Genomic DNA, 25,829 nt, shown 5'->3' with positions numbered 1-25,829 from the left:
CCTCAAAATGAGAACTTACGGTAAAAAAATATTAGTATTTTAATTTCTGAATTGCAGTAATTTGTCCGCCTTCAACTTTCATTCCTTTTGTAGCAACAGCTGTTGTACCGTTGATAGAGTAAATCCAGTTTCCATCAGGAGTATTGATACCTACGATTGCAGAACTTCCATCTTCAGATGTAATATTGTAACGGCTTGTTACAGAAGTTAGAGTCGTTGGAGCATTAGTTACCCAAGTAAATGTTTGGTTGTAAACATCAGCGATAGCCATTTTAACTGCACCATTGTTTTTTCCAACATTTCCGTACATTAACAATAAGAATTTACCTTTAGAAATGTAACTTGTAGAAGAAATTTTATAACCTCCAGATTTTTCTTGAACATTGAAGAAATATGATTTATCAAACTCTGTAGTTCCTTTTTTGATTTTTACAACCGCAGATGGTTTTGTAGAAGTCAAAACAGCATTGCTAGTAGCGATAGCTCCAGAGAAACCGTAAGCATCTCCATTTTCATCTTGGAATAAACCGTTTGTGAAATAAGCTCCTAAATAACTTGTACGGTTATCTTTGATTACTTTTTCTAATTTAAGTTCTGGGTAGTTGTAAACAGCAACCCAAGTACTATCTGGATTTACAGTTCCGAAGTTATCAACTCCATCTCCTTTAATACTCATGTAAGGCATATAAACTTTATCTCCAACTTGAGTTGCCCAAGTAAAGAAAGCTCTTTCTCCGTTTTTAGCCAATACTTTAGTATCTTGTTGTGCCTCACCAGTAATTAATGATTTTTCAGCATCGATTTTGTACATAGAAGCGATAGAAGCACCACTTCTTGGAACTTTAATTGTCAAAATATCTTTGTTTACAGCAGCAAATACGTGTACCGTTTCTGCTTGGAAATCAGATTTTTTAACCAATTTCCCTTCAGCATTTAAGTTGTAAGTTGTTACAGCTCCTGGATTTCCTTGTCCATAAAGTAAACTAAAGAAGTTATTTTGTGCTGTAATGTAGTAACGGTAAGTCCCGTCTTGCTCTAATCCGTTTCCTGTAGTAGTGATAGATCCTGTAGAAACATCATCTGCAGTCAATAAATAATCTGCAATTCCTGCTGCTCCTGTAGTTGCAGTAATAATATATTTCGTTTTTCCTGTATCTGTTCCTCCTCCAGATTCTCCTCCTGAATTATCAGAATCACTGCTGCAAGAAAAAGCTGTAAAAGCTAAAACAGCTGATAATAACGCTAATGTGGTACTTTTTTTCATTGTATTATAGTATTTGTATTTAAATTAATTATTTGATTTACTGAAGTAATATCTCAATTTGATGTAAAAAGCTCTACTTGGTTTTTGTAATGAGAAATTGTCGTAAAGTTTATTGTCTAAGAAGTTTTTACATTCAAGAGCAATGTTGTATTTCCCGTTTGCCATAGTATAAACTGCATTCAAATCGTGGCTAAACTGTTGCGGAATTTCCAATTTACTGTCTTTACTTCCCATACTTGGCCATGATAAATAGTAAGTATGAACATAAAGCAGATTATAACCAACAGATAAATTGTTTCCTTTTTTCCAAAGATTATTAAAGAACATTGTGGCATCGGCATTTCCAAAAAGGTAAGGCATGTTCGGAATTCTGTCTTTATAAAATGGAGACACGTAGTTTTGATTTGGCTCATATTCGGTCATATTTCGAATATTCTGATAAGTTGTATTTACACCAGCCGTAAAACGATTTCCGTAAGAATATCTGATTTCTCCGTCAATACCATAATTTGTCACCTTTCCTTGATTGACATTGGTCGTCATGGTTTGATTATTGTTTAAAGTCGGACGAATGAAATCTGTTGCATTTCTATGTAAAAGATTTACATCAAATGATAAAGCATTTTTTTCGTTGAAACTTGTCTGATAACTCGCTCCAACATTAAAATTGTTACTTGTTTCAGGTCTTAAAGAAAGATTTCCTTCTAAGTTATCGTTTACATTTCCAAAGATTTCTTCAGGACTCGGAAGTCTGTAGGTCTTTTCATAAGATGCTTTTACCTGAAGATTTCGCTTTAAATAATAACTCGTTGCACCACCGTAACCAGTTGTAGAAGTATTATCGACATATTTTTGATAAGCGATATCTCCCGCATTTCCAGACGGATTGTAACTTCTAGAATATGTTGTTTTTAGTGAGTAATCTTTAATAAATACAGAAGTGCTCCATTTGGTATTGAAATCTAATTTATACCCAAGTCCTAAAACATTTTTTTGAGTCTTTTTAGGCTGTTTGTAAACCAAAGATTCAGGAACTAATTCATCACTTTCTTTACGATCAAACGTATTAAATGTGTTGTTAACCATAAAAGAGTGTCTCTCATTCAGCGTGTAAGTTGCATTGGCAGTTGCTACTCCATTATTGTTGTAGAATTTACGTAGTGTACGGCTTCTCTCTCCTCCAGTTCCTGCATACTGTTTGTAATCACCAAACCAGTTATATCTTCTAAAAACGGTATCAATATTTTGTTCGTATCCAAAATTGTAATTACCGGTAACATTTACATTCAATCCTTTTGTAAATAAATCTTTTACCTGATATTTAAGTGTTGGCATTACAATGCTACCTTTTCTATAAATTTTACCAAACACACTCACCATTCTCGCACCTGTCTGAATATCTGCTTGATTTTCACCACCAGTAAAACCGATCATCAATTTATCAGCATATTTTTTTCCAGTAACACCAATGTTAAAGATTACAGTTTCATTTCGGTATTTATCATGAAAACGTCTCACTCTCTGATTTGGAAAATAAGCTCCCGTATTCAAATCTGCTACGTCAACATTTACCCAATAATTATTGTCTGAATAATTTTGAAAAGCATTAATTTCTGTTGTAAATCCACTTTTTGCTGTATATCCAGCATTAAGACTTGAACGGTGCGTATTAAAAGATCCAAAAGAATATGAAGCATCAATGTAAGTTCTCGGCTTACTGCTTGTTACAATATTAATTGCCCCACCTAAAGCATCTCCACCTAACCAAATTGGCACAACTCCTTTGTAAACCTCTACACGATCAGCAAGATTAACCGGAATATTATTCATTTGAAAAGAAGAACCGAAATTATCCATAGGCACTCCATCAATAAAAACTTTAATCTGATTTCCAGCGAATCCATTGATAGAAAGTTCTGATCTAGAACCAACCCCTCCAGATTCTCGGTTACGAACACCCGAAACGCGGTCTAAAGCATGAGATAAATCTAAAGTTGAATTATGTAATTTTTTAGCATCAATTGCAGTTACGCTATAAGCTTGTTTATTTACTTTTTCTGTTTGAGTTCTTCCAAGTACTGTAACACTTTCTAACTCTTGTGATTCGGTTTCCATTTTTACAGGAATATTCAAATTGCTTCCTGAAACTTCGAATTGCTTTTTATGAACTGCAAAACCAATTGCAGAAATTTTTAAAGTGTGCTTTCCTGTTGGTACATTTTTAAAAATATAGTTTCCATTTTCATCTGAAATTACACTTAAACCCGTCTTTTCGATAATAATCGTTGCATAAGGAATGGTTTGTCCAGAATTTTCAACGACTTGACCAGACACTGTAAAACCTTGATTTTGCTGGGAAAATGAGAAGAACGTAATGAGAAGAAATAAACTGGAAAATAAAATTTTTTGAGTTGACATATCTTTAATTAGACTAATTATAAATAACTTTGCTGCAAAAGTACCATCAACGTCTTGAAAAAAGATAGGGAAAAACGGATTATTATTTTGTAAAAACGGATTAAATTTTGAAAATCGAAGCCACACTTTTAACACCAGAAACCCCAATAATAAAAATTAAAATTGGAGATAAATATTATCCCAAAAGCATCTTAACCGAAGAAAACATTAAAATCGAAAACAGTGATACAGAAAAAATTATAAGTCGCCATTTAATAACCGAAGGCCTAGTTTTACTGGATACTCAGATGCATTTTTTAACTGCTAAAACTGTTGTTTTTGAAATTGATGAAGAATCTGTAGTCATGAATTTTACTTACAGTAGTAACGTAGAAACTAAGATTAAACATCTGGAAGGCGAGAAATATTCTCAAGAAAATACACATAATATTTTTTACACAGACAATTTTAAAGCTTCATTTACTATTCCGCCATTAACACAAGTTAACTACTTATCTATAATTCTTTCTAAAGAGTTTTATTACAACATAATTAATGAAGATTGGCAGCTGCATGAAAAATTCTCGAAAAATATTTTAAACAAAAAACCGAGTTATATAAACTCAAAATACCTCCCTTTTACCCCTGCAATACAGTGGGTTACGCATGAAATAAAAAATTGTACAAGACAAGGCGTCTTAAAGCGAATTTATATTGAAACTAAAATAAAAGAGCTTTTAATTTACCAATTGGAAACTCTAAATACGAAACCATCTTCGGAAGAAAAAATTGACGAAGAAGATTACAATAGATTATTAGAAGCAAAAAAAATACTAGAAAACGACTATCGAAACACACCTACTCTACCTGAACTTTCACGACTTATTTCACTAAACGAATTCAAACTAAAGAAAGGATTTAAAGCTTGTTTTGGCACAACTGTCAAAAGCTATATCATCAAGCTAAGGATGGAACATGCAAAAGAATTATTTCAAAGTAAAAAAGCAACTGTAAGCGAAGCTGCCTATAAATGTGGTTACAAAGATGTTTCTCATTTTTCGGCTGCATTTAAAAGCTATTATGGCTTTTCTCCTCAAAAATTCAAACTCAATACCGATATTATACAATTTTGGTTAATTGGATTCTCACTTTTATTCTAAAAAAAAGGGTTTTAAAATTTCGCCCGTCGACTTAATCTTAAAACCCTTAAAAATTCGACATTAATGTATATTGCAAACTTATACAATTACCCACGATCAAATGAATATGTCAGAATTAATTCTAAAAAAATGTTTCTCCAAAAACAGTATAAAAATTTAAAATGACACCTAAAAAGGTAAAGAATGCCATCGTTTTTAAATTTCTACACGACAAAATTAGAAGCCCAAAAAGATATTACCTTACGGTTTTCCTCATCTTTACGTTAAAAAATAGCACATTAAAAGTTAATTTACTGTTTTACAAAACATTATCATTTCAACTTTAACATAATTTTAAAAAAAGAGAAATCCGTTAATTCTGATAAATCAATAAAACAGTAGAAAATAAACATTTTTCTTGTCCTAGATTAAGTTTGATTTAATTGATCCTTTATATTTTTGTTCGGTTAATTTCAATTTAAAAATAGCATCTCTTTTTAACTCAAACTGGATATTATGAAAACTCTTGAATTCTTATTACTTGGAAAAAACGAAGCCATTTTGGCCATTTTACTTCGTCTTGTAAATGCAGATGAAAACTGGAATGCAGTTGCTTTTAATAATGAAAAAGAAGCTCAGGAGTACTTTCAAAATAATAAAATCGACATTGTTCTTTTGAGTTCTGCAATTGAAGATAATGTTGAAAAAGAGTTTACTTCTTTTTGCCTAAAAAATCAGCCCGATGTTGAAGTTATTGAACATTTTGGAGGCGGAAGCGGTTTATTAAAATCTGAAATTCTGCATAGATTGCATTTGAAGGGAAAGCTTTAAATTTGCATTTAAAGCTAAAAAAATGGAAAAGAAGTATTCAATTGTTTTTTATTCAGAATCAGTCGTTGCTCCTGTCAAAGAAATGAAAAACCTCTTGAAAAGCAAAGTACCAGAAAATTGGTACAGCAGCTGCAATTCTGAAGCCCACATTACTATTTGCGAGTTTACAATTGATGAGTCTCAAATCGATTTTGTAAAACAAAAACTTACGAAAATTGCCAATACACTTACTCCCTTTCAGGTTGTTCTGAATGCCTTTGGATTTTACGAAACTAGTAACGCTTTTTTCATTTCACCAAGTGAAGATTCTAAAGTTGTTTTACAATCGATTATGAAGAAAACACAAAATGCGCTTAAGCCTTTAAAAATGTATAAGAGCATAGAACCTCATATGTCAATTGGACGAAAATTAACTCCCGAAAATCTCAAAATTGCTTCTGGACTTTTTAAAACAATTTATCTAGAATTTGAGTGCAATCAGATTGTTTTAAGAGAATTGGAACCTTTTAAACAGTATTTTATAATTGAGACTTTTAAATTTGGGAGTAATCCTGAACCTGAATTTGTGCAAGGAAGTTTGTTTTAACCGCAAAGTGCACAAGGTTATTTCGTAAGATTTGCTTCGCCTATTCACTATCGCTCGGGTCTCCTTCGTCGAAAGGACAAAAATGTTTATAAATCTTTGCGAACTTTGCGAAAAAACCTTACGTTCTTTGCGTTTAAACAAACACAAAGTTAAGCAACCTGAAACTTGAAACATTAAACCTGAAACAAACAAAAACCAATCTTCATTTTTTTCGTATATTTGAATTTTACAATTCGAACATTATGAAATCTCTAGATTCATTTTACCAAGACATTACCGAAGGCTCAACTATTGAACCTAATTCTTTACTTCCTAATGATATTAAGAAAGAAATCGGACATTTTAATGTTTTTGACATTAAAGAGCTTTTAGAGCGAATGAAGGAAAAACCTGCAATGCCTTATGATAGAAGAGCTTATTATAAAATAAGTTTAATAAGAGGACATAATAAAGCCGAATATGCTGATAAAGTAATTGAGATCGAAAAACAAGGATTGTTATTTGCAACTCCAAAAATTCCATACAATTATGTACCGCAAGACACCAATCAAGGCGGGCAATTTTGTGTATTTACCAGTGAATTTTTATCTAAAAGCAAAAGTGGAATCGATTTGGACGAATTGCCAATTTTCGCTTCAGATGGTTATCCAATTTTCCAGCTTTCGGATGAAGAAGTAGAAGAAGTGGCTTTGATTTTCAAAAAGATACAAAAAGAAATTAATTCTGATTATATTTATAAGTATGATTTAATCCGAAATTATGTTGCAGAGCTAATTCATTTCGGGCAAAAATTACAGCCTATAACGGCTTTATATTCAAAACACAATTCAGCAGCAAGAGTTTCTTCTTTGTTTGCTGAATTATTAGAACGACAATTTCCAATCGAATCTCCAAATCAGAGATTAGAATTGCGAACGGCTAAAGATTTTGCTGCTAGATTATCTGTGCATGTCAATCATTTAAATAAGGTTTTAAAAGAAAACACTGGAAAAACTACAACCGAATTAATCAGTAACCGATTAACAAACGAAGCTAAAATACTTTTAAAACAAACAGACTGGAATATTTCTGAAATCGCTTATTCTCTTGGTTTTGAAGAATTAGCACACTTTTCTAATTTCTTTAAAAAACAAACTTCTTTTACACCGATTGCTTTTAGGAGTTGATTTTGTTTCAGGTTTCAGGTTTCAGGTTTCAGGTTTCAGGTTTCAGGTTTCAGGCTTCAGGTTTCAGGTTTCAGGTTTCAGGTTTCACTGGAACTTTGTCAAAGTTTGAAACTTTGACAAAGTTTTTGGAATTTGGAATTTCAAAAATTGTGATTTGAATTTCGCAAACATCGGTTTGAAATTTACAACTTCCCATCTCTACTTCCATCCTACCTTTGTCTTATCAAATTAAAAGATCGAAAAGATGAATTTATCAAACAACAAAATTTTAATAACAGGCGGTGCAAGTGGTATCGGACTTGGACTTGCCGAAAGATTTATTCAGGAAAACAATACTGTGATTATCTGTGGCAGAAGAGAAGCTGTTTTAAACGACGTTAAAGCAAAATTCCCATCTGTAATTACCAAAGTGTGTGACTTATCTCTAGAAGAAGAAAGAATTGCACTTTACAAATGGATTGCAGAAAACCATCCTGATCTAAACGTATTAATCAATAACGCTGGAATTCAAAACTGGATTTCCGTAACAGATGACAATTTCTACGAAAGTATGAAAGCTGAAATCAGCACTAATATTGAAGCGCCTTTACATTTAACCTCGTTATTTATTCAGTTAAAATCTTTGACGACTGTAATGAATGTAACTTCTGGATTGGCTTTTTCTCCTTTTGCAAAAGTTCCGGTTTATTCGGCTACTAAAGCATTTTTTAGATCGTTTACGCTTTCGCTTCGTCATTTATTAAAAGCTAAAAATATTGAAGTAATCGAAATTATTCCACCAGCCTTAAACACAGATTTGGGCGGAATTGGTCTTCATGACGCGCATCCAAGTGTAAGCAGTTTTATCGAATCTATTTTTGAACAATTAAAAGAAGGCAGACAAGAACTTACTTTCGGAACCAGCGAAACAAGATTAAATGCAAGCGCAGAAGAACTGCGACGTCACTTTAATGCAATGCATTCGAATTAAGTAAAATGTGAAATGTGAAATGTGAGATGTGAGATGCAAAAGATTTTAGTCTTTTAAAGCTTAGAAAACATGACAACTATTTCACATCCGCATTCCATTTCACAAATAACATTTCACCTTTTACAAATTAACAATTATCAATTATAAACATGGCAGTAAATACAAAAATAGCTCTTGTTACTGGCGGTAGCAGAGGCTTAGGGAAAAATATGGCAATTGCGATTGCTAAAAAAGGAATTGACGTAATTATTACTTATAACAGTAAAAAAGAAGAAGCTGATTTGGTAGTAAAAGAAATTGAAAATTTAGGTCAAAAAGCGGCAGCATTGCAATTAAATGTAGCTGAATCAGGGACTTTTGATGCTTTTTTTGAAGAAGTAAAATTGGCTTTGAAAAGTACTTTCAATACTGATAAATTCGATTTTTTGGTGAACAATGCAGGAATCGGAATTCACAATTCTTTCATTGGAACAACTGAAGCTGAATTTGATCAATTGACTAATATTCAATTCAAAGGTCCATTTTTCTTAACTCAAAAAGGATTAAATGTAATGAATGACGGCGGTGGAATCGTAAATATTTCAACTGGATTAGCAAGATTTTCTTTCCCAGGTTATGCTGCTTATGCATCTATGAAAGGCGCAATGGAGACTTTAACTAAATATCAGGCAAAAGAATTAGGCGCTAGAAAAATCAGAGTAAATATTGTAGCTCCTGGTGCAATTGAAACAGATTTCGGCGGCGGAGTGGTTCGCGACAATGAACAGATGAATCAGCAAATTGCTTCAGTAACCGCTTTAGGAAGAGTTGGTTTACCTGACGATATTGGCGGAGTTGTAGCTTTCTTATGTACAGAAGATGCACGCTGGATTAACGCTCAAAGAATTGAAGCTTCTGGCGGAATGATGCTTTAATTGGTTTCGCAGTTTCAAGTTTCAGGTTTCAAGTTTCAGGTTTAACCGCAAAGTGCGCAAGGTTTTTTCTAAGCTTTATCCATAAAACGCAAAGTTCGCGAAGCTTTGTCTAAAAACCTTTGCGAACCTTGCGTAAACCTTAGCGTTCTTTGCGGTTAAACCTGAAACTTAAAACTTGAAACAAAAAACCAAAAACCAAAAACAAAACCCGATAAGCATTAAAAACTTATCGGGTTTGTCGTTTCAAAAATATATTTGAATTAGTAAGCATTCTTAATTTTTTTCAATGGAAACATCAAAATCTCCATCTTTATCAAAAACTACATCATAGAATTTCGTGTTTTTTATTACACCAATTTCGTAAGTTGTATTCTTCTTATCATCAACAACCATGGCGACTTCACGAATCTCTTTTGGCGCGTAATTCTTTTTCAGATAAGCTTGAGTTTTCGGTGGTAATTGACTAAATGGAATCTGCAATTCGTATGCTTTCATGTTTCCCAAATTATCATAAATCGCAACCGCTTTGGTTGAATTGGTAACATTATATTTTGCTTCAAAACGAACTTCATCTGCATCATCTCCAACATACTCTTCAGACCAAACAGGCACTTTTCCCGGATACTCTTTTTCAAAAGCAACTCTAACCAATTCTGGCGGAGTTATTACTTTTTTCATATTCGTTCCTTCTTGTGCAATTAAATAACTGCTGCATAAAAAAGTAAAAGCTAAAAACACGTTTTTCATGGTCAAATTTTTAAAATTAAACTTTAAAACAACGTATTAAATTTACTACTTTTTTATGAAGAATAAATGAAGTCGTAAAAAACTTATTTTTACAAAAAAGAAATTCATCGTAACAATCTGCTTTGGTTATCGTCATATTAAAAACCAAAACCAAAAAAATGAATTTTAAACCTGTAAAATTTGAGAGTTCTCCTCAAATGTATGCCCGAATAGCAGGATTATTATATCTTGTAATCATTGTAATGGGCGCATGTTCGCAAGCATTTGTTCGAAATAAACTATATGTTTCAGGTGACGCCATTGCTACTGCAAACAATATCATTCAAAATCCTTTTTTATGGAAAATTGGAATAACAGCTGATCTGATTATGCATATCTGCGACTTACCGGTTATGATTATCCTTTATTATTTTTTAAAGCCAGTAAGTAAAAAACTAGCATTGCTCAATTTATCTTTTAATCTAATTCAAACAGCAATTTTGGTTCTAAACAAACTAAATCTCCTGACTGCATTATTTTTTCTTTCAGATGTCGATTATTTAAAATCATTTAGTACAGAACAATTAGCTGGTTTATCCTATTTATCTATTAAAGTGCATAATTTTGGTTTCGGAATTGGATTGATCTTTTTTGGTTTTGTATGTCTTTTTGAGGGGTATTTAATATTTAAATCGGACTACTTTCCAAAAGCAATTGGCATCCTTATGGCAATTGCAGGTTTTTGTTATTTATTCAATAGTTTTGCTTTGATACTTGAACCTGAACTTTCTCATATTATGCTATTAATGCCTTGTTTGATCGCAGAATTATCGTTCAGTTTATGGCTAGTTTTTAAAGGAGTTAAATTAGAAATCTGGAAACAAAAATGCATTTGATTCGTTTACAAAATATAAAAGCCTGCAGAAGAACTAAATCTATACAGGCTTTTTTAAAAAATAATTGAATTAGTAAGCAATTTTATTTTTGACTTTATTTCTTTAATCGATCTGTCAATTCTCGTTTATAGGTAATTCCAATCGGAATTCTTTCATTTTTAATAACCACAAAATCTTTTTCCGTCGCATCAATTTTATCCAATGCAACAATGTACGATTTATGAATACGCATAAAGCTTTTTTCAGGAAGGCATTTCTCAAATTCAGTCGTTGTAATCGATGCCAGATAAGTTCGTTTTGTGGTATGAAGTTTTACATAATTTCCAAAACTCTGCGCAAACAAAAGCTGATCTAATTCTATTTCGATAAAATAACCATCAACTTTTACACTTACGGAATTGATAACTGTTTCTTCGGCTTTTTTGACATTTTCTGTTGCAAAAAAACGATCAATTGCCTTTAAGAATCTTGGAAAATAAATAGGTTTCAATAGATAATCTATTACACCGTAATCGTAACTTTCTAAAGCAAATTCAGAGTAAGCTGTTGTCAAAATAGTTTTTGGATGTGTCGGTAGAATTTTAAGCAATTCCATACCAGAAATCTCAGGCATATTGATGTCAAGAAACATTAAATCTACTGTATTTTCTCGCAGATAATCCATCGCTTCAATTCCGTTATATCCTTGAAAAACCAATTCCAACTGCGGATTTTGTTTGATATAATTGGCTAAAACATAATGCGCCGCCGGCTCATCATCTACGATTATACATTTTTTTGTTTCTCTCATCTTACAAACTTTTTAAGTTGTATTTCTAAATCAACAATATAGGTTTGTTTATCGTCCTGAATATCTAATTTATAGTCTTTTCCGTAAATTAAATTCAAACGTTCAATTGTATTTTTCAAGCCTATTTTGGTCGAAATCACATCATTTTTCTTCGGAATTGAATTGGTAACATGAAGATGCAATAATCCGTTTTCGACTGAAATCGTAATTTTTACGAAACAATTTTCAATCGCGCAAGTTCCATGTTTAAAGGCATTTTCTATAAATGCAATTAAAAGCATTGGCGAAATTTTATACGTATAATCTTTATCTACAGTACTCTCGAAATTAATATCGCAACGATAACCAACACGCTCTTTTTCTAGCTGAACGTAACTATTTATAAATTCGAGTTCATCTTCTAAAGAAACACATTGTTTACTGTTGCTTTCTAACTGATAACGCATTAACTGCGAAACTTTCATAATTAAATCGGGCGTTCTATCTGGAAATTCAAGACTGATTCCGTAAAGCGTATTAAATGTATTGAATAAAAAATGCGGATTTAATTGTCCTTTCAAAGAGTTTAACTGCATTTGATTGAACAATAAGGCCGCATCGGTTTGTTTTCTATGAATTCGATAAAACTTAAATACAATAATTGGGCTCAAAATGCAGACCAGAGTTCCTAAAACACTTGCCAACTGATAAGCATAACTTCTTTGATGTGAATTTTGATACAAATGGCATTTCGCAAACATATCCAACATTGTAATTTCATAAAGAACAACAGAAAATACAAAGACCCCGAAAAGCGTTAGAATAATATAAGTAAAAGGTTTATTGCCTTTGAATAATATTGGAAGTAGAAAAAAGCGGTTAAACTGCGCATGCATGTATAAAATGCAATAAAAAAAGATACCCATTAAAATAGAAATGAACGAACTGAATAACATCCAATCATTTTTTAAAGTGTAAATCGTAAAAGAAAAAAGGACAACAGCAACTTCTTGCCACCATTTGTTATCCAATATGTTATCAATCTTTTTGTTCATTCTTAATTTTGAAATAGGTTACAAAGTACGAACAAATATTTAATTTATATTTCGTAAAAATGACAAATTCAATTCGTCATTTACTAGTGCAGTACATCACTTAACATCACTTTTATCAGTGTAAGAGAAATAAATTTGTTTCATCAAAAACATTTCATATCACACCTTGAGTTTATGTATTTCAAAAAAATTACCATTTTATTTTTATTGATTTTTGCCTCAATCGGTTACTCTCAAACCCTTTCTCTTAAAGAAGCTGTAAAAACAGGGCTTGAAAACTACGGTTCGGTCAGAGCAAAAAACAATTACGCCAATGCATCAAAAGAAACTCTAAAACAATCTCGTCGCGATTATCTGCCCAACCTTAACTTATCGGCGCAGCAGGATTACGGAACTGTAAACGGACAAAACGGACCGCTTTACGGATTTGGAGGTTTAGGAGTTGCTTCATCAGGTTTGCCTCTTCCGGAACAAAACTGGAATTCGGCTTTCGGTGCACTTTATTTAGTCAACATGAACTGGGATTTTTTCACTTTCGGAAAAACACAGGAAAAAATCAATTTATCTAAAATTGATGTTCAGGCTAAAGAAAAAGATTTACAGCAGGAAAAATTCCAGCAAGAAATCAAAATTTCGGCTGCTTATTTGAATTTATTAGCAAGCCAAAGATTACTGATTTCACAGCAAAAGAACTTAGATCGCGCAGAAGTTTTCAAAAAGACAGCTGTTGCGCGAGTTAAAAACGGTTTATTGGCAGGAGTCGATTCTACATTGGCTACAGCCGAAGTTTCTAAAGCTAAAATTGCTTTAAACTTAGCAAAGAATTTCGTTAAGGAACAAAACAACAAATTAGTCGATTTAATGGGTGTTGCACCGCAAGATTTTGTTACTGATACGCTTTTTGTAACTCAGATTCCAAAAGAATTAGTTCAAGCAAGCGCAGCAAATGACAGTCTTCATCCTTTATTACAACTTTATAAAACCAAAATCGATTACAGCAATCAGCAGGTTAAATTATACAAACGTTTTTATTATCCAACAATGAGCGCTTTTGGTGTTTTACAAACCAGAGCTTCAGGATTTGAAAATACTTATGCTTCAGATCAAACCGCTTTCAGCAGAAATTATTGGGATGGCGTAAATCCAGATCGAACTAATTATTTAATTGGAGTTGGAATTACGTGGAATTTAACCACGCCGTTCAGATCAAGCAAACAAGTTAGCGCTCAGAAATTTGTTTCTCAAGCTTTGCAAGAAGAATACAATCAAGCCGATAGAGAATTGAAATCGCAGTTAAATTTTGCAGAAGATAAAATCAAAATCACGCTTGAAAACTATGCGGAAGCGCCAATTCAAGTTGATGCAGCAAAAAGAGCTTATTTGCAAAAATCAACTTTATACAAAAACGGTTTAACCGATTTGACCGATTTAACACAAACCATGTATGTTTTAAATCGCGCTGAAATCGATCGAGATATTGTCAATAATAATGTGTGGCAATCGTACTTATTGAAAGTCGCTGCAACAGGAAATTTTGACTTATTTATAAATGAATTTTAATTATAAATCCTAATGAATTTAATACGTTTTGCACTCCGCAAACCCATTTCCATTTTAGTATTGGTTGCGGGTCTATTTTTCTTCGGAATTGGTGCCATCAAAGACATTAAGGTAGATATTCTGCCAAAAATGAATTTGCCGGTTATCTATATTGCGCATCCGTTTGGAGGTTATACGCCAGACCAGATGGAAGCTTATTTTGCCAAAAACTACGTAAACGTTTTGCCTTTCTCGAACGGTATCAAATCGGTAGAAACTAAAAATATTCAAGGGTTAATGATTATGAAATTAACCTATTACGAAGGAACCAATATGGCGCAGGCTGCTGCCGAATTAAGTGCGCTTTCGAATCGTATTCAAGCGGCTTTTCCCCCGGGAACACAGCCTCCCTTTATCATTCGTTTTGATGCTTCTTCACTTCCAATTGGACAATTGGTTTTGAGCAGTAAAATACGATCAAATAACGAATTACAGGATTTAGCCAACGTTTATGTTCGTGCTTCGTTTACTGCAATTCCTGGTTTATTATCTCCAGCTCCTTTCGGCGGAAGCCCAAGAACAATTGAGGTAAACGTAGATCCAGATTTATTGCGTTCTCATAATATGACGCCAGACCAAATCGTAGATGCGATTCGTTTGAACAACCAAACGGCTCCGTCTGGAAACGTGCGTATGGGCGACAAAAACTATATTACGCCAACCAATAATACGATTAAAGAAGTTAAAGATTTTGAACAAATTCCGTTATTCAAAGGCGGTGTTCAAAACTTAAAATTAGGCGATGTTGCGTCTGTAAAAGACGGTGCAGATATTACAGCAGGTTATGCTTTAGTAAACGGAAAACGTTCGGTTTATATTAGTATTGCAAAAGCGGGAGACGCTTCGACTTGGGATGTGGTTCAGAAATTGAAAAAAGAATTGCCTAAAATTCAGAGTACACTTCCAGAAGACGTAAACATTACGTACGAATTTGACCAGTCGGTTTATGTAATCAACTCGGTTAAAAGTTTGATTACTGAGGGAATTATCGGTGCGGTTCTTACCGGATTAATGGTTTTATTATTCTTAGGTGACCGTCGTGCGGCTTTAATCGTAATTATGACGATTCCAATTTCGATTATTTCTGGAGTTTTATTCCTGAAATTATTCGGACAAACGATCAACCTAATGTCTTTATCAGGATTAGCGCTGGCAATTGGTATTTTGGTGGATGAAAGTACCGTTACAATCGAAAATATTCACCAGCATCTCGACATGGGAAAACCAAAAGCACTCGCCATTTGGGATGCCTGTCAGGAAATTGCTTTGCCTAAATTATTGATCTTACTTTGTATTCTAGCCGTATTTGCACCAGCATTTACAATGGTTGGTATTCCAGGAGCGTTGTTCTTGCCTTTAGCTTTAGCAATTGGATTCTCAATGGTAATTTCATTCTTGCTTTCACAAACCTTTGTACCCGTAATGGCAAACTGGATGATGAAAGGTCATGAAAAACATGCACACGGACCAGAAATCACAGATGATGAAGCTGAATTTAATGACAGCGGCATTACTCCAGAATCGGAACAAAATCTGATTACTCAGAAAAAAGGTTACGTAGAAAGAGAAGACACAAACAACAACGGAAAAATAAGTCCGTTTGAGCGTTTCAAAATTCGTTTTATGCGAACTTTAGATCGTTTGTTTGTTCACAAAAAAGCTACGACTATTATTTATTTAACTGGCTCAATTCTTCTGGCGGTTTTATTTATCAATTTTATTGGTAAAGATGTTTTTCCTAGAACAAATTCTAGTCAGTTCCAATTAAGAATGCGTGCTGTTGACGGAACGCGTTTGGAAAGAACAGAAGAACAAGCGAGAGTTGTTTTGAAAGAATTGGAAAAAATGGTCGGAAAAGAACATATAGGAATTTCATCTGTTTATGTTGGACAACACCCTTCTTTATTCTCGATCAACCCGATTTATTTATTCATGGCAGGTTCTCACGAAGCGGTTTTCCAAGTAAGTTTAAAAGACTTTGAAGAAGATATGGATGACTTTAAAGATGAATTTAGAGCAAGAATTAAAAAAGTATTGCCAGACACTAAACTTTCTTTTGAGCCAATCGAATTGACAGATAAAGTTTTAAGCCAAGGTTCTCCTACTCCAATTGAGATTCGAGTTGCCGGAAAAGACAAAAAGAAAAACGAATTGTACGCGACTCAAATTGTAGATAAACTAAAAGCAATTTCTTATTTCAGAGATGTACAAATTGGTCAGCCAATACATTATCCCGCAATGAATATTGATATTGACAGAACTCGCGCTGCCGAACTAGGAGTTGATATGAATGACATTTCGCGTTCACTTGTAGCTTCAACCTCATCTTCTCGTTATACCGAAAAAAATAACTGGGTTGATGAAAAAGCAGGATTATCGTATTCTGTTCAGGTTCAAGTGCCTTTAAATAAAATGAAAAGCAAAACCGATATTGGAGAAATTCCAGTCTTGAAAAATTCACTTCGTCCAGTTTTAAGTGACGTTGCTAAAATTACACCGGGATTTGTAAGTGGTGAAAATGACAATTTAGGAGCCATGCCATACATTACCGTTACGGCAAACATCTACCAGACCGACTTAGGAACGGCATCAAAAGATGTGAGTAAAACAATTAGTTCTTTGGGCGAGTTACCACGTGGTTTATTTATCACACCAATCGGACTAAGTACGGTATTAACGGAAACATTAAGCAGTTTACAGACAGGTTTGTTGGTCGCTGTTTTTGTAATCTTCTTAATGTTGGCTGCTAATTTCCAATCGTTTAAAGTTTCGTTAGTAATTTTAACGACAGTTCCAGCCGTAGTTTTAGGTGCTTTATTAATGCTGACTATTACAGGTTCTACGCTTAACTTACAATCGTATATGGGAATCATCATGTCGGTTGGGGTTTCTATTGCCAATGCCGTTTTATTGGTTACGAATGCCGAACAGCTCAGAAAAATAAACGGAAACGCCTTAGAATCTGCAAGAGAAGCAGCTGCGTTGCGTCTTCGTCCGATTATCATGACTTCTGTTGCGATGATCATGGGTATGTTGCCAATGGCAATTGGACACGGCGAAGGAGGCGATCAAGTTTCTCCATTAGGAAGAGCGGTTATCGGCGGATTATTATTTTCTACTTTTGCCGTATTGTTAATCCTTCCGCAGATATTTGCGTGGGCACAAGAAAAAACATCGACACAATCTGTTTCTTTAGATCCTGAAGACGAAGAAAGCATCCATTATATCTCATCTATCAGTAAGTCGAAAGTTGGAAAGTAATAAAGTCATAAAGCCGAAAGTTGGAAAGTCGAAAGTCATAACTCTTTGAGTGTAATTATTTTAACACATAGAAACATAAATTTTAATTTTAAATAAAAAAAGGTAAAAGAAAAAACTAGTTTTCACACATAGTCCCGAAGCTTCGGGATGTGTTTAAAAAAGTGAAATGCCTTTTATACGCAAAGAAAAGCTATGTATCTATGTGTTAAAATAACTACTCCAAAAGAGTTAAAAACATATTCATTATATAAAACCAAAAAATGAAAAGTAACATTATAAAATCATCTGCATTATTATTTACAGCACTAGTTGTATTAAGCGGTTGCGAAAAGAAAAAAGAAGAAACTGCAAAACCAGAAATCGAACCTAAAGTTGAAACTTTCCTTTTAGCGAAAGAAAAACTGACTACAGAATTGCGTTTGCCTGCTGAATTAACGGGTTTCCAACAAGTTGATTTGTACGCAAAAGTGAGCAGTTTCGTAAAAACATTAAAAGTTGATATTGGTTCTAAAGTAAAAAAAGGACAGCTTTTAATTGTTTTAGAAGCGCCAGAAATCAGTTCGCAATTGGCTGCTGCCGAATCGAGACTGAAATCTATGGAAGCCATTTATGCAACCAGCAAAAGCACTTACAATCGTTTGTACGAAACAAGCAAAGTGGAAGGAACGATTTCTAAAAACGACTTAGAAATGGCAAGCGGTAAAAAGAACTCTGATTACGCACAATACCAAGCAGCAATTGCAGCGCACAAAGAAATCTCGATTATGAGAGGTTATCTAGAAATTCGTGCTCCGTTTGATGGCGTTGTAGCGGCTAGAAATGTCAATTTAGGAACATTTGTTGGTCCAGCAGGAAAAGGTTCAGATTTACCTTTATTAACAATTCAAGAACAAAGCAAATTGCGTTTGGCGGTTTCTGTACCAGAATTGTACACAGGATATTTGCACCCAGGCGACAATATGAGTTTTAATGTAAAATCGTTGCCTGATACTTTTACAGCAAAAATTACCAGAATGTCTGGCGCTTTAGATTTAAAATTACGTTCTGAGCGTGTAGAAATGGACGTTCACAATACCAAAGGAAATTTATTGCCTGGAATGGTTGCCGAAGTTTTATTACCGCTTAACGCGAAAGACAGCACGTATGTAGTGCCAAAAACAGCAGTAGTAAATTCTGCTGAGGGTTTATATGTAGTAAAAGTAGTAAACCACAAAGCGACAAGAGTGGACATTAAAAAAGGAAGAGAAATCGAAGATAAAATTGAAATTTTCGGCGATTTGACTCCAAACGATAAACTGGTAAAAATTGCCAGCGAAGAAACTAAAGAAGGCGATCACATAAACGAATAACCTGCGTTTAGTCTTCTTTTTAGTAGATTACCCAAAAACTGTACGCATTCTTAGGAATGCAAATTTTTAAATTTGCCTAAAAGGGCAGTTCTTCTTTAATTGGAGGGACTGTCCTTTTTTTTGTTTGGTAAATATTAGTGAAAACTTATTTTCATTTTTATATATTTATTAATTATTAAAATGCTTTTATTCTATCTTAGAATTAGTTTTAAAAAAAATCAAACATTTTTATTTTTGGAGTAAATAATTCATAAAATAAATAGTTTTGACATATTAAACTTCTTTTATTTTAAAATCAATTATCATTTTTAAATTTTGTTTAAAAAATTATTAGTGGACATCTACGGTTTTCCGTAACGTAAAATATTTTTAAGCAAATACATTTATAATTGAATAACAATTAAAACAATAATTAATCTCTATAAATATGATTTTTAACATATATTACATCAACTTTCCTAAAGTTTATGAAATAAAAATGATGCTTAGTAATGTAGTTTCTTTAAGTAAAGAAATAACTAAAGATAATATCCTTGAAGGAGATGCGTCACTAAAAGCAAAATTTGGATTAAACTTTATGGATTTGTTTAAATTAGGAGACATTGAATCTGGAGGAAATATTAAGGGTTCAAAATCAAACAAAGTCTTAGAAACTTTTGAAATTAAAACAACTAAATCAGTAATCCTTGATGACGTTGTAAAAAATAGTAATACGATTATTTCTTTTGAAAAAATTGAGGAAGGAGAACTTATTAAATTAGATAACATAAAACTATCCCTTGAGAACGAAGCCGAACTTAGAATGGTCAAATTTATGAATAGTGGAGCTTTTAAAGATTTAATAGCACCTGGAAACAATGGAATGGATATGAATAATATTTTTAACTCTATGTTTAAAGACTATGCGTATAAAATTAAAGGAGAAAATGAAAATTTAGATAATAAGATTTTATTTAAAATCCCTTTAACATTTGAAAGTGAATTCGAGAGCTCATATAGCGTTGATGATCTATTCGTTGGAAGAGTTTCAATAGTTGGTCTTTATAAAGGAAAAATAAAAGTTGATGATTTAAAAAATTCCTTTGAATATTTCCAAGAGATTGGTCAACTTCAAAATTCTTTTAATGCTAATAAAGAAGATGAAGAAATACAAGATAGTCATTATTCACAAAATGTGAGCAGTACACCTTTTGATTTTAAAAGCTCTGGAGATGGAAATGACTATCATTACATTGATTTGTTAGCAATAGTACAGAATGTAAATATTTCATCAAAAAAAATGTAACAAATGAGATCTGAGTTATTATTTTATGAAAAAGACGATTTTTTCGACTATAAAGAACTTAAATATAGTGAAGGTTATTCTATTGCTAGTATTTCAAAATTTATAAAAGATAATGAGTTAATTTACGATCTAGATTCAGAATCTACAATTATTGATCTTTCAGTTCTTTCAGAATATGTCAGTCTTCAATTATTACCAGAACAAGTATTACCCTTATTTGATGATGAAATTATTTTTATTGCTGATAAAAAGCACAAAAAACTTTTATCATATGAATTACGTTTTGTTTTTGAATACTTTAATGATGTAGAAAAGAGCTATTTAAAGAAAGAAGTTAATTTAAATAGTGATTCTGACGAAATAAAACCACAAAAAAGACATAACAAAATTATAGACTTAGACAATGAAGATATTACAATATTTTTTCAAAATTTTAGAGAGAAACTATATGGACATCCAAAATTTAAAGATGATTTAGAACAAGAAATAAATACTTTCAGAATTTTCAATAAGCTAGGAGAACACAAAATACTTTCTTTATTTTTAATGGGTGATTCAGGGGTCGGTAAAACTGAAGTGGCACGAACAATGTTTAATTGTCTTAATGGAAAAAAGAAATTGGCTAAAATAAATTTTGGTAATTACAGTAATGAATTTTCCTTAAGTTCATTAATTGGTTCTGCACGAGGATATACAGGTAGTGACGATGGCGAAATATTTATGAAAGTTAGGGATACTGATGTAGGAATACTATTAATTGATGAATTTGAAAAATCAAATGCTTCTTTATTTAATTATTTTTTAGATGTATTAGAAAGTGGAAAAATGACAAGTTCATTGGGAGATGAAATCGACTTAAATGGTTTTATTATTGTTTTTACATCAAATATTACTAAAGAGGATTTTTCTAAAAGGATTTCTCCTGAATTAAGATCAAGATTTAATTATAAATGTATGTTTACCGTATTAAGCAATAAAGACAAAGAAAAATATATTGAATTCAGAGTTGGAAGTTTAATAAAAAAAGTCAAACAAGAATATAATATAGAATTTCCTGAAAATACGATTAATTATTTTACAAAATTGATAAATGTTTCAAAATATAAAAATATGCGTGATATAAATAAACAAATAAAAAAAGTTTTTTTAAAGTATATACAGGATAACAATTATATTGACATTGAGCATGAAGAAGTTGATTCTGTATCAAAATTTAGTGTGGGACGTAAAATTATTAATTTATTTAGATAAGTAATAATTTCCCTGTTAGTGCAAGTGTCTCGTTCGTGAACACAAAGAATTTCTAATCTTAAATAATTGTAAGAAGACTTAAGCTTCGATTTTAAATTTTACTCTAAATAAAACCTCGATTAATTAAAAATCGAGGTTTTTCCATTTTTATAAACCTTATTCCTCACTCAAATAAGGATTCAAAATCTCCGCCAATTCATTGAGCCAATAATAATTGTCTTCAAAATTGGTTAGGCCTATTTGGAGGGTTTCGTGCTGTCGCATTACGCCGAGTGCTAAAATGCAATTTACTTGTCTTAGTATTTTAGCCATATCTTCGGGATCTATAATATGGTTAAAAAAATCAATCAGCCTTCTTTCGGCTTCTTTGGAAAGGGTGTTTGTACTCATAATGTCGTAGTATTAGGAATATAAAAACCCTTGCATCTTAGTGTTCCTAACGCCTACGACAGCGTTTACGGTCGTTTCCGATACCGTACACATAATACAAGGGCAAATCTTGTTCTAATTTAAAGTCGTAATTATAGGAACTTCAAATATAGAAAAACTATTAAAAAGAAAGATTTTTCTTTCAAAAATAATATCTGATATTTCTAAAAGAACAAACTCAACTAAATGTATTAAATCACAATTGAAAATTATACATTTGAAAAGCTATTAAATATTTTAAATGATACGAATAGAATTCGAAGAGCCAAACATCGAAGTTTGCGACTGTTGTAACAACAAAACTACCAAATTAACTCGATTTGTATATAAAGATGAAGATGCATTCGCAATTTATTATTTAAAATTCACAAAAGGACACGAAGATAAATTTGCAGTTGGAATAATCAGCATTGGAGACTGGGGAACAGACGACGAACCGAAAAATAGATTTTCGTTTCCATTTAGAATCTGGCTCAGTGAAAATGACGAATATCAAATAGGCTTAATTGACAAAGAAGAATCACCATGGAATCACCCTCTTCTTGGAAAAATACTTGATAGAAAACATGCTTTAGAACATCCTTGGATTAAAGAAGTCTTTCATATAACAGATCATATTGTCATGGAGGATAAAGAATTAATTGAATATTTTGATTAACTAAAAAATTAGAATCATTTAATAAAAACAAATAACTTTCACTAACCCAAAAAACAAAACCATGAAAAAAACAATCATCACATTTGTAATTGCACTATTTACAGGATTCTGCGCAACTTCACAAACAAAATTTGATTTACCGCAAGACATAAAATTAAAAACAGAATCAGATTATGTCAAATATGAAAATGATATTGTTAGCGCTACAAAATGGCTTGAAGAAACTGATTTAGATAAAGAAACAGATAAAAGAAAACAAATCGATGCTTTTGTAATTAATTGGGTTTCGGGAACTCCAACTATCACGGTCGAAATGAATAGTTCTATTATGAAGCTATATGGTAAAAACAATGAATTATTGGTTTTGTATATGGGTAGCTATTCAAGTTATTTTATAGAAAATAAAAATGCAGATAAAACATCTGCCATTAAAGCTGGATTGGTTTCTATGATTAATGTTTATAAAAAAGGTATTTCGATTAAAAAAAATAAGGAAATGGAGAAAGTAATCGAAGCACTTGATCAAAATAAACTTGACGAATATATTACAAAAAACTTTGGATAATTTTCAGCAATTTTCTGCTAGCGTAGACCTAAAAGTTTTATTTACATTTTAATTAAAAAATCAATTGCCTCCATCTTTAGATGGAGATTCGCTAGACTATTATAAAGATGGCTTTAGCCAAAATGCGCATTTTGGCTAAAGCCTTGCTTATATAAACATTAGAAAATTCCCTAGTTGAAACTAGGGGCAATTTATCATCTGTTGGCGTGAGCTTCTCGCTCGTGTTAGCTTAAAGATTTATTTAGCGTTATTTATAATAGAACAACACTCCTGGAACCAAGTAAGAAAATAGAAAAATCTAATTTTGGTACATTTATCCAAAAATGATTAATAATGAACAAATTGCCTTTCCTACTATTACTGATTACATTTAAACTAATTGGGCAAACTTCTTCTCAAAAAGAGTTTACGGTAAATTATACTATTGGACACTACAATTTTGGACAAAAAGGAGAATATGAAAGAAAAGAAATTTTTAAGTTTCAAGAAAATGATTCTTACTTCGTTTTAACTGCCTCCTATTACATCACTAACAAATACGATTATAATCCTGAAACAACGAAAAACGACCTTAAAATTTCGGACACGATTATTAAATTATCAAACAAAAAAATTGAAAAGATCGGAACTGAAAACCTATTCGAAGAATTAAACCAAAATAAAAACAACTTCAATACTGATTTTATAGATTCTAATTTTTCAAAGAAAATTAGCAAACGAGAAATTTTAGAAGTTGCTAAAAAACGTGGTCAGCTATATTGGTTTATAGACGATGAAACAGGAAAATTAGATGACCTCGGAAAAGAAAAAATAAAAGAAATACAGAGTTTTAAAAACTACAACGAATATGTCAAAGAGACTAACCCTGATGTTAATCATATCGCTATAGTTTATGATGCATGGAATTTTGTCAATATAGAATATTCAGGCTCTACTTATAAATTGGATTTTCATTCTGTTCTCGGACAGCCTATCCGAATTGACAATTCTAAGCAATTAATAAATTTAAATGTCAATTTAATTTTCTCGAAAATACTGCCAAAAAAATCTCTTTTGTTAAAACAAATTTCTCTAGAAAGCATAAAAACGAGCTATTTACATTGGTTTATTGACAATATCAATAAGTAAACTATTTCAAATCTTTTTTAATAACCAAATATTTCAAATCGGTATTTCCTGCATTGCTAATTCCGTGTTCTGCATTTGGCGGACAATACAAGCTTGTATTTGGACCAACAACAACCGTTTTTCCATCTAAGAAAAAAGAAGCCGAACCTTCCAGAATATAAAAGAATTCCTCTTCTGGATGATGATGTGGCGCGTGGGTCGATTTTCCAGGTTCTACAATACTCATTTTGAGCGTATTTTCTTGAGTGAAATCTTTATCGGCAAACCAGTATTGATATCCAACTTTGGTTTTCTTGGCTTTATCTAATTCAAAATGGTTGACACAGTTTTCGATTGTGTATTGCGGAGTTTCTTTTTTGGCTTCCTGAGAGAAGGTCTGTTGGAAAAACAAAAAAGCAAATGTGGTTTTTAGGATAGTTAGCGTTTTCATTTTTTTTATTGTAATGATACAAAAAAATGCTTTTGGATAAATTGAGATTAAAATTTTATTTTAATCTCAATGCATTTAATATCAGAAATAAAAACTATTTTTAAAACCGCTTCAAAAGCAAGTTTTAATCCTTTTTATAATGAACCCACTCCAACTTAAAATAAAATCATACCTCATATTTGTTATTACTTTAGTTTTTACAAATTCCATAAACGCTCAAATAGTAGAAAAAGAAAAACATAATTTAATAGCACAAAACGCAGTTCTCACAAAACTATCAGATCAATTCAGTTTTACAGAAGGACCTGCTTCGGATAAAAAAGGGAATATTTATTTTACGGATCAGCCTAATAATAGAATCATGAAATGGTCGGTTTATGGCAAACTTTCTGTTTTTATGGAAAATGCAGGAAGAGCGAATGGTTTGTATTTTGATCAGAAAGGTAATCTTTTGGCTTGCGCCGATGAAAAAAATGAACTTTGGAAAATAGATCAAAACAAAAATTATACTGTAATATTAAACAACTTTGAAGAAAAAAGGCTCAATGGTCCTAATGATCTTTGGGTTGACCCAAAAGGCGGTATCTATTTTACAGACCCTTTTTACCAAAGGGATTACTGGAAACATACTTCTAAAGAAATAGAGAAAGAATGCGTCTACTATTTATCTCCAGATAAATCCAAAATTATCAACGTTGAGAATGATCTTGTAAAACCAAATGGCATTATTGGAACTTCGGATGGAAAAACCTTATACGTTGCAGATATAGCAGGAAATAAAACATACTCTTATACTATCGAAAAAAATGGGTTTTTAGATAAAAAAAAGCTATTTACTGAATCAGGTTCAGATGGAATGACAATAGACGAGTACGGAAATATTTACTTATGCGGAAAAGGAGTTACCATATTCAATCCGCAAGGAGAAAAAATATCTCATATTGATGTTCCTGAACCTTGGACTGCTAATGTTTGTTTTGGAGGAAAAAAATTTAAAACATTATTTATTACTGCTGGCAAAAGTGTTTATGCGATAGAAATGAACGTTCGAGGAATGAAATAATCGATAAATCATCAATTTTTTACAATCTTGTCATTTCGACGAAGGAGAAATCTTCGCAATCTAATTCGAAAATCTTTGTCGAGCTACTTGCGAAGATT

General features: G+C 32.2%; 23 protein-coding genes. 16 read left to right on the top strand and 7 right to left on the bottom strand.

The window, feature by feature from the left end:
- Positions 1–31: 31 nt before the first annotated feature.
- Both HNP35_RS09595 and HNP35_RS09590 read right to left on the bottom strand, forming a co-directional pair.
- On the bottom strand, positions 32–1,264 hold the full coding sequence (locus tag HNP35_RS09595; protein WP_184160714.1) for a DUF4374 domain-containing protein: 1,233 nt from the start codon (positions 1,262–1,264) through the stop codon (positions 32–34).
- A 24-nt stretch (positions 1,265–1,288) separates the two neighbouring features.
- Positions 1,289–3,682: a TonB-dependent receptor gene (locus HNP35_RS09590; RefSeq protein WP_184160712.1), complete on the bottom strand. Its 2,394-nt coding sequence runs from the start codon at positions 3,680–3,682 to the stop codon at positions 1,289–1,291.
- 107 nt (positions 3,683–3,789) lie between these two features.
- On the opposite strand from HNP35_RS09590, the gene HNP35_RS09585 reads away from it, so the two are divergent.
- The 6 genes from HNP35_RS09585 (at position 3,790) to HNP35_RS09560 (ending at position 9,267) form a co-directional block, all read left to right on the top strand.
- On the top strand, positions 3,790–4,821 hold the full coding sequence (locus HNP35_RS09585; protein ID WP_184160710.1) for an AraC family transcriptional regulator: 1,032 nt from the start codon (positions 3,790–3,792) through the stop codon (positions 4,819–4,821).
- A gap of 495 nt (positions 4,822–5,316) precedes the next feature.
- Complete coding sequence (locus tag HNP35_RS09580) at positions 5,317–5,631, top strand: hypothetical protein (protein ID WP_184160708.1); 315 nt, start codon at positions 5,317–5,319, stop codon at positions 5,629–5,631.
- A gap of 22 nt (positions 5,632–5,653) precedes the next feature.
- The gene (locus HNP35_RS09575) at positions 5,654–6,217 is read left to right on the top strand and encodes a 2'-5' RNA ligase family protein (protein WP_184160706.1); all 564 of its coding nucleotides are present in this window, start codon (positions 5,654–5,656) and stop codon (positions 6,215–6,217) included.
- 242 nt (positions 6,218–6,459) lie between these two features.
- Positions 6,460–7,383, top strand: a complete 924-nt coding sequence (locus HNP35_RS09570; RefSeq protein WP_184160704.1) for a helix-turn-helix domain-containing protein — start codon at positions 6,460–6,462, stop codon at positions 7,381–7,383.
- Positions 7,384–7,627: 244 nt separating this feature from the next.
- Positions 7,628–8,353 (top strand): SDR family oxidoreductase, encoded by a 726-nt coding sequence (locus HNP35_RS09565; protein ID WP_184160701.1) that lies wholly within the window; start codon positions 7,628–7,630, stop codon positions 8,351–8,353.
- A gap of 149 nt (positions 8,354–8,502) precedes the next feature.
- The gene (locus HNP35_RS09560; protein ID WP_184160698.1) at positions 8,503–9,267 is read left to right on the top strand and encodes an SDR family oxidoreductase; all 765 of its coding nucleotides are present in this window, start codon (positions 8,503–8,505) and stop codon (positions 9,265–9,267) included.
- A 273-nt stretch (positions 9,268–9,540) separates the two neighbouring features.
- On the opposite strand, the gene HNP35_RS09555 is transcribed toward HNP35_RS09560, so the two are convergent.
- A complete protein-coding gene (locus tag HNP35_RS09555) occupies positions 9,541–10,014 on the bottom strand; it encodes a hypothetical protein (RefSeq protein WP_184160696.1) in 474 nt (157 codons plus the stop codon).
- 158 nt (positions 10,015–10,172) lie between these two features.
- On the opposite strand from HNP35_RS09555, the gene HNP35_RS09550 reads away from it, so the two are divergent.
- Entirely contained in the window at positions 10,173–10,889 is a 717-nt protein-coding gene (locus tag HNP35_RS09550) for a DUF4386 domain-containing protein (protein ID WP_184160695.1), read from the top strand.
- Positions 10,890–10,983: 94 nt separating this feature from the next.
- On the opposite strand, the gene HNP35_RS09545 is transcribed toward HNP35_RS09550, so the two are convergent.
- Both HNP35_RS09545 and HNP35_RS09540 read right to left on the bottom strand, forming a co-directional pair.
- Complete coding sequence (locus HNP35_RS09545) at positions 10,984–11,679, bottom strand: LytR/AlgR family response regulator transcription factor (protein ID WP_184160693.1); 696 nt, start codon at positions 11,677–11,679, stop codon at positions 10,984–10,986.
- A complete protein-coding gene (locus HNP35_RS09540) occupies positions 11,676–12,713 on the bottom strand; it encodes a sensor histidine kinase (RefSeq protein ID WP_184160690.1) in 1,038 nt (345 codons plus the stop codon). The genes HNP35_RS09545 and HNP35_RS09540 overlap by 4 nt, the downstream gene beginning before the upstream one ends.
- A 174-nt stretch (positions 12,714–12,887) precedes the next feature.
- Here HNP35_RS09540 and HNP35_RS09535 point away from each other — a divergent pair, with 174 nt between their 5' ends.
- The 5 genes from HNP35_RS09535 (at position 12,888) to HNP35_RS09515 (ending at position 21,458) form a co-directional block, all read left to right on the top strand.
- On the top strand, positions 12,888–14,273 hold the full coding sequence (locus HNP35_RS09535) for a TolC family protein (protein WP_184160688.1): 1,386 nt from the start codon (positions 12,888–12,890) through the stop codon (positions 14,271–14,273).
- A gap of 12 nt (positions 14,274–14,285) precedes the next feature.
- Positions 14,286–17,573 (top strand): efflux RND transporter permease subunit, encoded by a 3,288-nt coding sequence (locus HNP35_RS09530; RefSeq protein ID WP_184160686.1) that lies wholly within the window; start codon positions 14,286–14,288, stop codon positions 17,571–17,573.
- A 260-nt stretch (positions 17,574–17,833) separates the two neighbouring features.
- A complete protein-coding gene (locus tag HNP35_RS09525) occupies positions 17,834–18,922 on the top strand; it encodes an efflux RND transporter periplasmic adaptor subunit (protein WP_184160684.1) in 1,089 nt (362 codons plus the stop codon).
- Positions 18,923–19,349: 427 nt separating this feature from the next.
- The gene (locus HNP35_RS09520) at positions 19,350–20,207 is read left to right on the top strand and encodes a hypothetical protein (protein WP_246453426.1); all 858 of its coding nucleotides are present in this window, start codon (positions 19,350–19,352) and stop codon (positions 20,205–20,207) included.
- Positions 20,208–20,210: 3 nt separating this feature from the next.
- Positions 20,211–21,458: an AAA family ATPase gene (locus HNP35_RS09515; protein WP_184160681.1), complete on the top strand. Its 1,248-nt coding sequence runs from the start codon at positions 20,211–20,213 to the stop codon at positions 21,456–21,458.
- Positions 21,459–21,614: 156 nt separating this feature from the next.
- On the opposite strand, the gene HNP35_RS09510 is transcribed toward HNP35_RS09515, so the two are convergent.
- Positions 21,615–21,848 carry a hypothetical protein gene (locus tag HNP35_RS09510; protein WP_184160679.1) on the bottom strand — a complete coding sequence of 78 codons (234 nt, stop codon included), beginning with the start codon at positions 21,846–21,848 and terminating at the stop codon, positions 21,615–21,617.
- 280 nt (positions 21,849–22,128) lie between these two features.
- On the opposite strand from HNP35_RS09510, the gene HNP35_RS09505 reads away from it, so the two are divergent.
- The 3 genes from HNP35_RS09505 (at position 22,129) to HNP35_RS09495 (ending at position 24,238) form a co-directional block, all read left to right on the top strand.
- The gene (locus HNP35_RS09505; protein WP_184160677.1) at positions 22,129–22,545 is read left to right on the top strand and encodes a hypothetical protein; all 417 of its coding nucleotides are present in this window, start codon (positions 22,129–22,131) and stop codon (positions 22,543–22,545) included.
- 61 nt (positions 22,546–22,606) lie between these two features.
- Positions 22,607–23,110 (top strand): hypothetical protein, encoded by a 504-nt coding sequence (locus tag HNP35_RS09500; protein WP_184160675.1) that lies wholly within the window; start codon positions 22,607–22,609, stop codon positions 23,108–23,110.
- Between the two features lie 333 nt (positions 23,111–23,443).
- Entirely contained in the window at positions 23,444–24,238 is a 795-nt protein-coding gene (locus HNP35_RS09495; protein WP_184160673.1) for a hypothetical protein, read from the top strand.
- 1 nt (position 24,239) lies between these two features.
- On the opposite strand, the gene HNP35_RS09490 is transcribed toward HNP35_RS09495, so the two are convergent.
- Positions 24,240–24,668: a cupin domain-containing protein gene (locus HNP35_RS09490; RefSeq protein WP_184160671.1), complete on the bottom strand. Its 429-nt coding sequence runs from the start codon at positions 24,666–24,668 to the stop codon at positions 24,240–24,242.
- Positions 24,669–24,807: 139 nt separating this feature from the next.
- On the opposite strand from HNP35_RS09490, the gene HNP35_RS09485 reads away from it, so the two are divergent.
- On the top strand, positions 24,808–25,731 hold the full coding sequence (locus HNP35_RS09485; protein ID WP_184160669.1) for an SMP-30/gluconolactonase/LRE family protein: 924 nt from the start codon (positions 24,808–24,810) through the stop codon (positions 25,729–25,731).
- Positions 25,732–25,829: the final 98 nt, after the last annotated feature.

Origin of the sequence: Flavobacterium notoginsengisoli, assembly GCF_014207905.1 — a bacterium.
Taxonomy (GTDB): Bacteria; Bacteroidota; Bacteroidia; order Flavobacteriales; family Flavobacteriaceae; genus Flavobacterium; species Flavobacterium notoginsengisoli_A.
This window is presented reverse-complemented; position numbering and strand designations above follow the sequence as displayed.

What these genes read in the sequence shown, in the direction of transcription:
- HNP35_RS09595 (WP_184160714.1), bottom strand. Translation starts at nt 1,264, where the DNA reads ATGAAAAAAAGTACCACATTAGCGTTATTATCAGCTGTTTTAGCTTTT.
- HNP35_RS09590 (WP_184160712.1), bottom strand. Translation starts at nt 3,682, where the DNA reads ATGTCAACTCAAAAAATTTTATTTTCCAGTTTATTTCTTCTCATTACG.
- HNP35_RS09580 (WP_184160708.1), top strand. Translation starts at nt 5,317, where the DNA reads ATGAAAACTCTTGAATTCTTATTACTTGGAAAAAACGAAGCCATTTTG.
- HNP35_RS09575 (WP_184160706.1), top strand. Translation starts at nt 5,654, where the DNA reads ATGGAAAAGAAGTATTCAATTGTTTTTTATTCAGAATCAGTCGTTGCT.
- HNP35_RS09570 (WP_184160704.1), top strand. Translation starts at nt 6,460, where the DNA reads ATGAAATCTCTAGATTCATTTTACCAAGACATTACCGAAGGCTCAACT.
- HNP35_RS09565 (WP_184160701.1), top strand. Translation starts at nt 7,628, where the DNA reads ATGAATTTATCAAACAACAAAATTTTAATAACAGGCGGTGCAAGTGGT.
- HNP35_RS09560 (WP_184160698.1), top strand. Translation starts at nt 8,503, where the DNA reads ATGGCAGTAAATACAAAAATAGCTCTTGTTACTGGCGGTAGCAGAGGC.
- HNP35_RS09555 (WP_184160696.1), bottom strand. Translation starts at nt 10,014, where the DNA reads ATGAAAAACGTGTTTTTAGCTTTTACTTTTTTATGCAGCAGTTATTTA.
- HNP35_RS09550 (WP_184160695.1), top strand. Translation starts at nt 10,173, where the DNA reads ATGAATTTTAAACCTGTAAAATTTGAGAGTTCTCCTCAAATGTATGCC.
- HNP35_RS09545 (WP_184160693.1), bottom strand. Translation starts at nt 11,679, where the DNA reads ATGAGAGAAACAAAAAAATGTATAATCGTAGATGATGAGCCGGCGGCG.
- HNP35_RS09540 (WP_184160690.1), bottom strand. Translation starts at nt 12,713, where the DNA reads ATGAACAAAAAGATTGATAACATATTGGATAACAAATGGTGGCAAGAA.
- HNP35_RS09535 (WP_184160688.1), top strand. Translation starts at nt 12,888, where the DNA reads ATGTATTTCAAAAAAATTACCATTTTATTTTTATTGATTTTTGCCTCA.
- HNP35_RS09530 (WP_184160686.1), top strand. Translation starts at nt 14,286, where the DNA reads ATGAATTTAATACGTTTTGCACTCCGCAAACCCATTTCCATTTTAGTA.
- HNP35_RS09525 (WP_184160684.1), top strand. Translation starts at nt 17,834, where the DNA reads ATGAAAAGTAACATTATAAAATCATCTGCATTATTATTTACAGCACTA.
- HNP35_RS09520 (WP_246453426.1), top strand. Translation starts at nt 19,350, where the DNA reads ATGATTTTTAACATATATTACATCAACTTTCCTAAAGTTTATGAAATA.
- HNP35_RS09515 (WP_184160681.1), top strand. Translation starts at nt 20,211, where the DNA reads ATGAGATCTGAGTTATTATTTTATGAAAAAGACGATTTTTTCGACTAT.
- HNP35_RS09510 (WP_184160679.1), bottom strand. Translation starts at nt 21,848, where the DNA reads ATGAGTACAAACACCCTTTCCAAAGAAGCCGAAAGAAGGCTGATTGAT.
- HNP35_RS09505 (WP_184160677.1), top strand. Translation starts at nt 22,129, where the DNA reads ATGATACGAATAGAATTCGAAGAGCCAAACATCGAAGTTTGCGACTGT.
- HNP35_RS09500 (WP_184160675.1), top strand. Translation starts at nt 22,607, where the DNA reads ATGAAAAAAACAATCATCACATTTGTAATTGCACTATTTACAGGATTC.
- HNP35_RS09495 (WP_184160673.1), top strand. Translation starts at nt 23,444, where the DNA reads ATGAACAAATTGCCTTTCCTACTATTACTGATTACATTTAAACTAATT.
- HNP35_RS09490 (WP_184160671.1), bottom strand. Translation starts at nt 24,668, where the DNA reads ATGAAAACGCTAACTATCCTAAAAACCACATTTGCTTTTTTGTTTTTC.
- HNP35_RS09485 (WP_184160669.1), top strand. Translation starts at nt 24,808, where the DNA reads ATGAACCCACTCCAACTTAAAATAAAATCATACCTCATATTTGTTATT.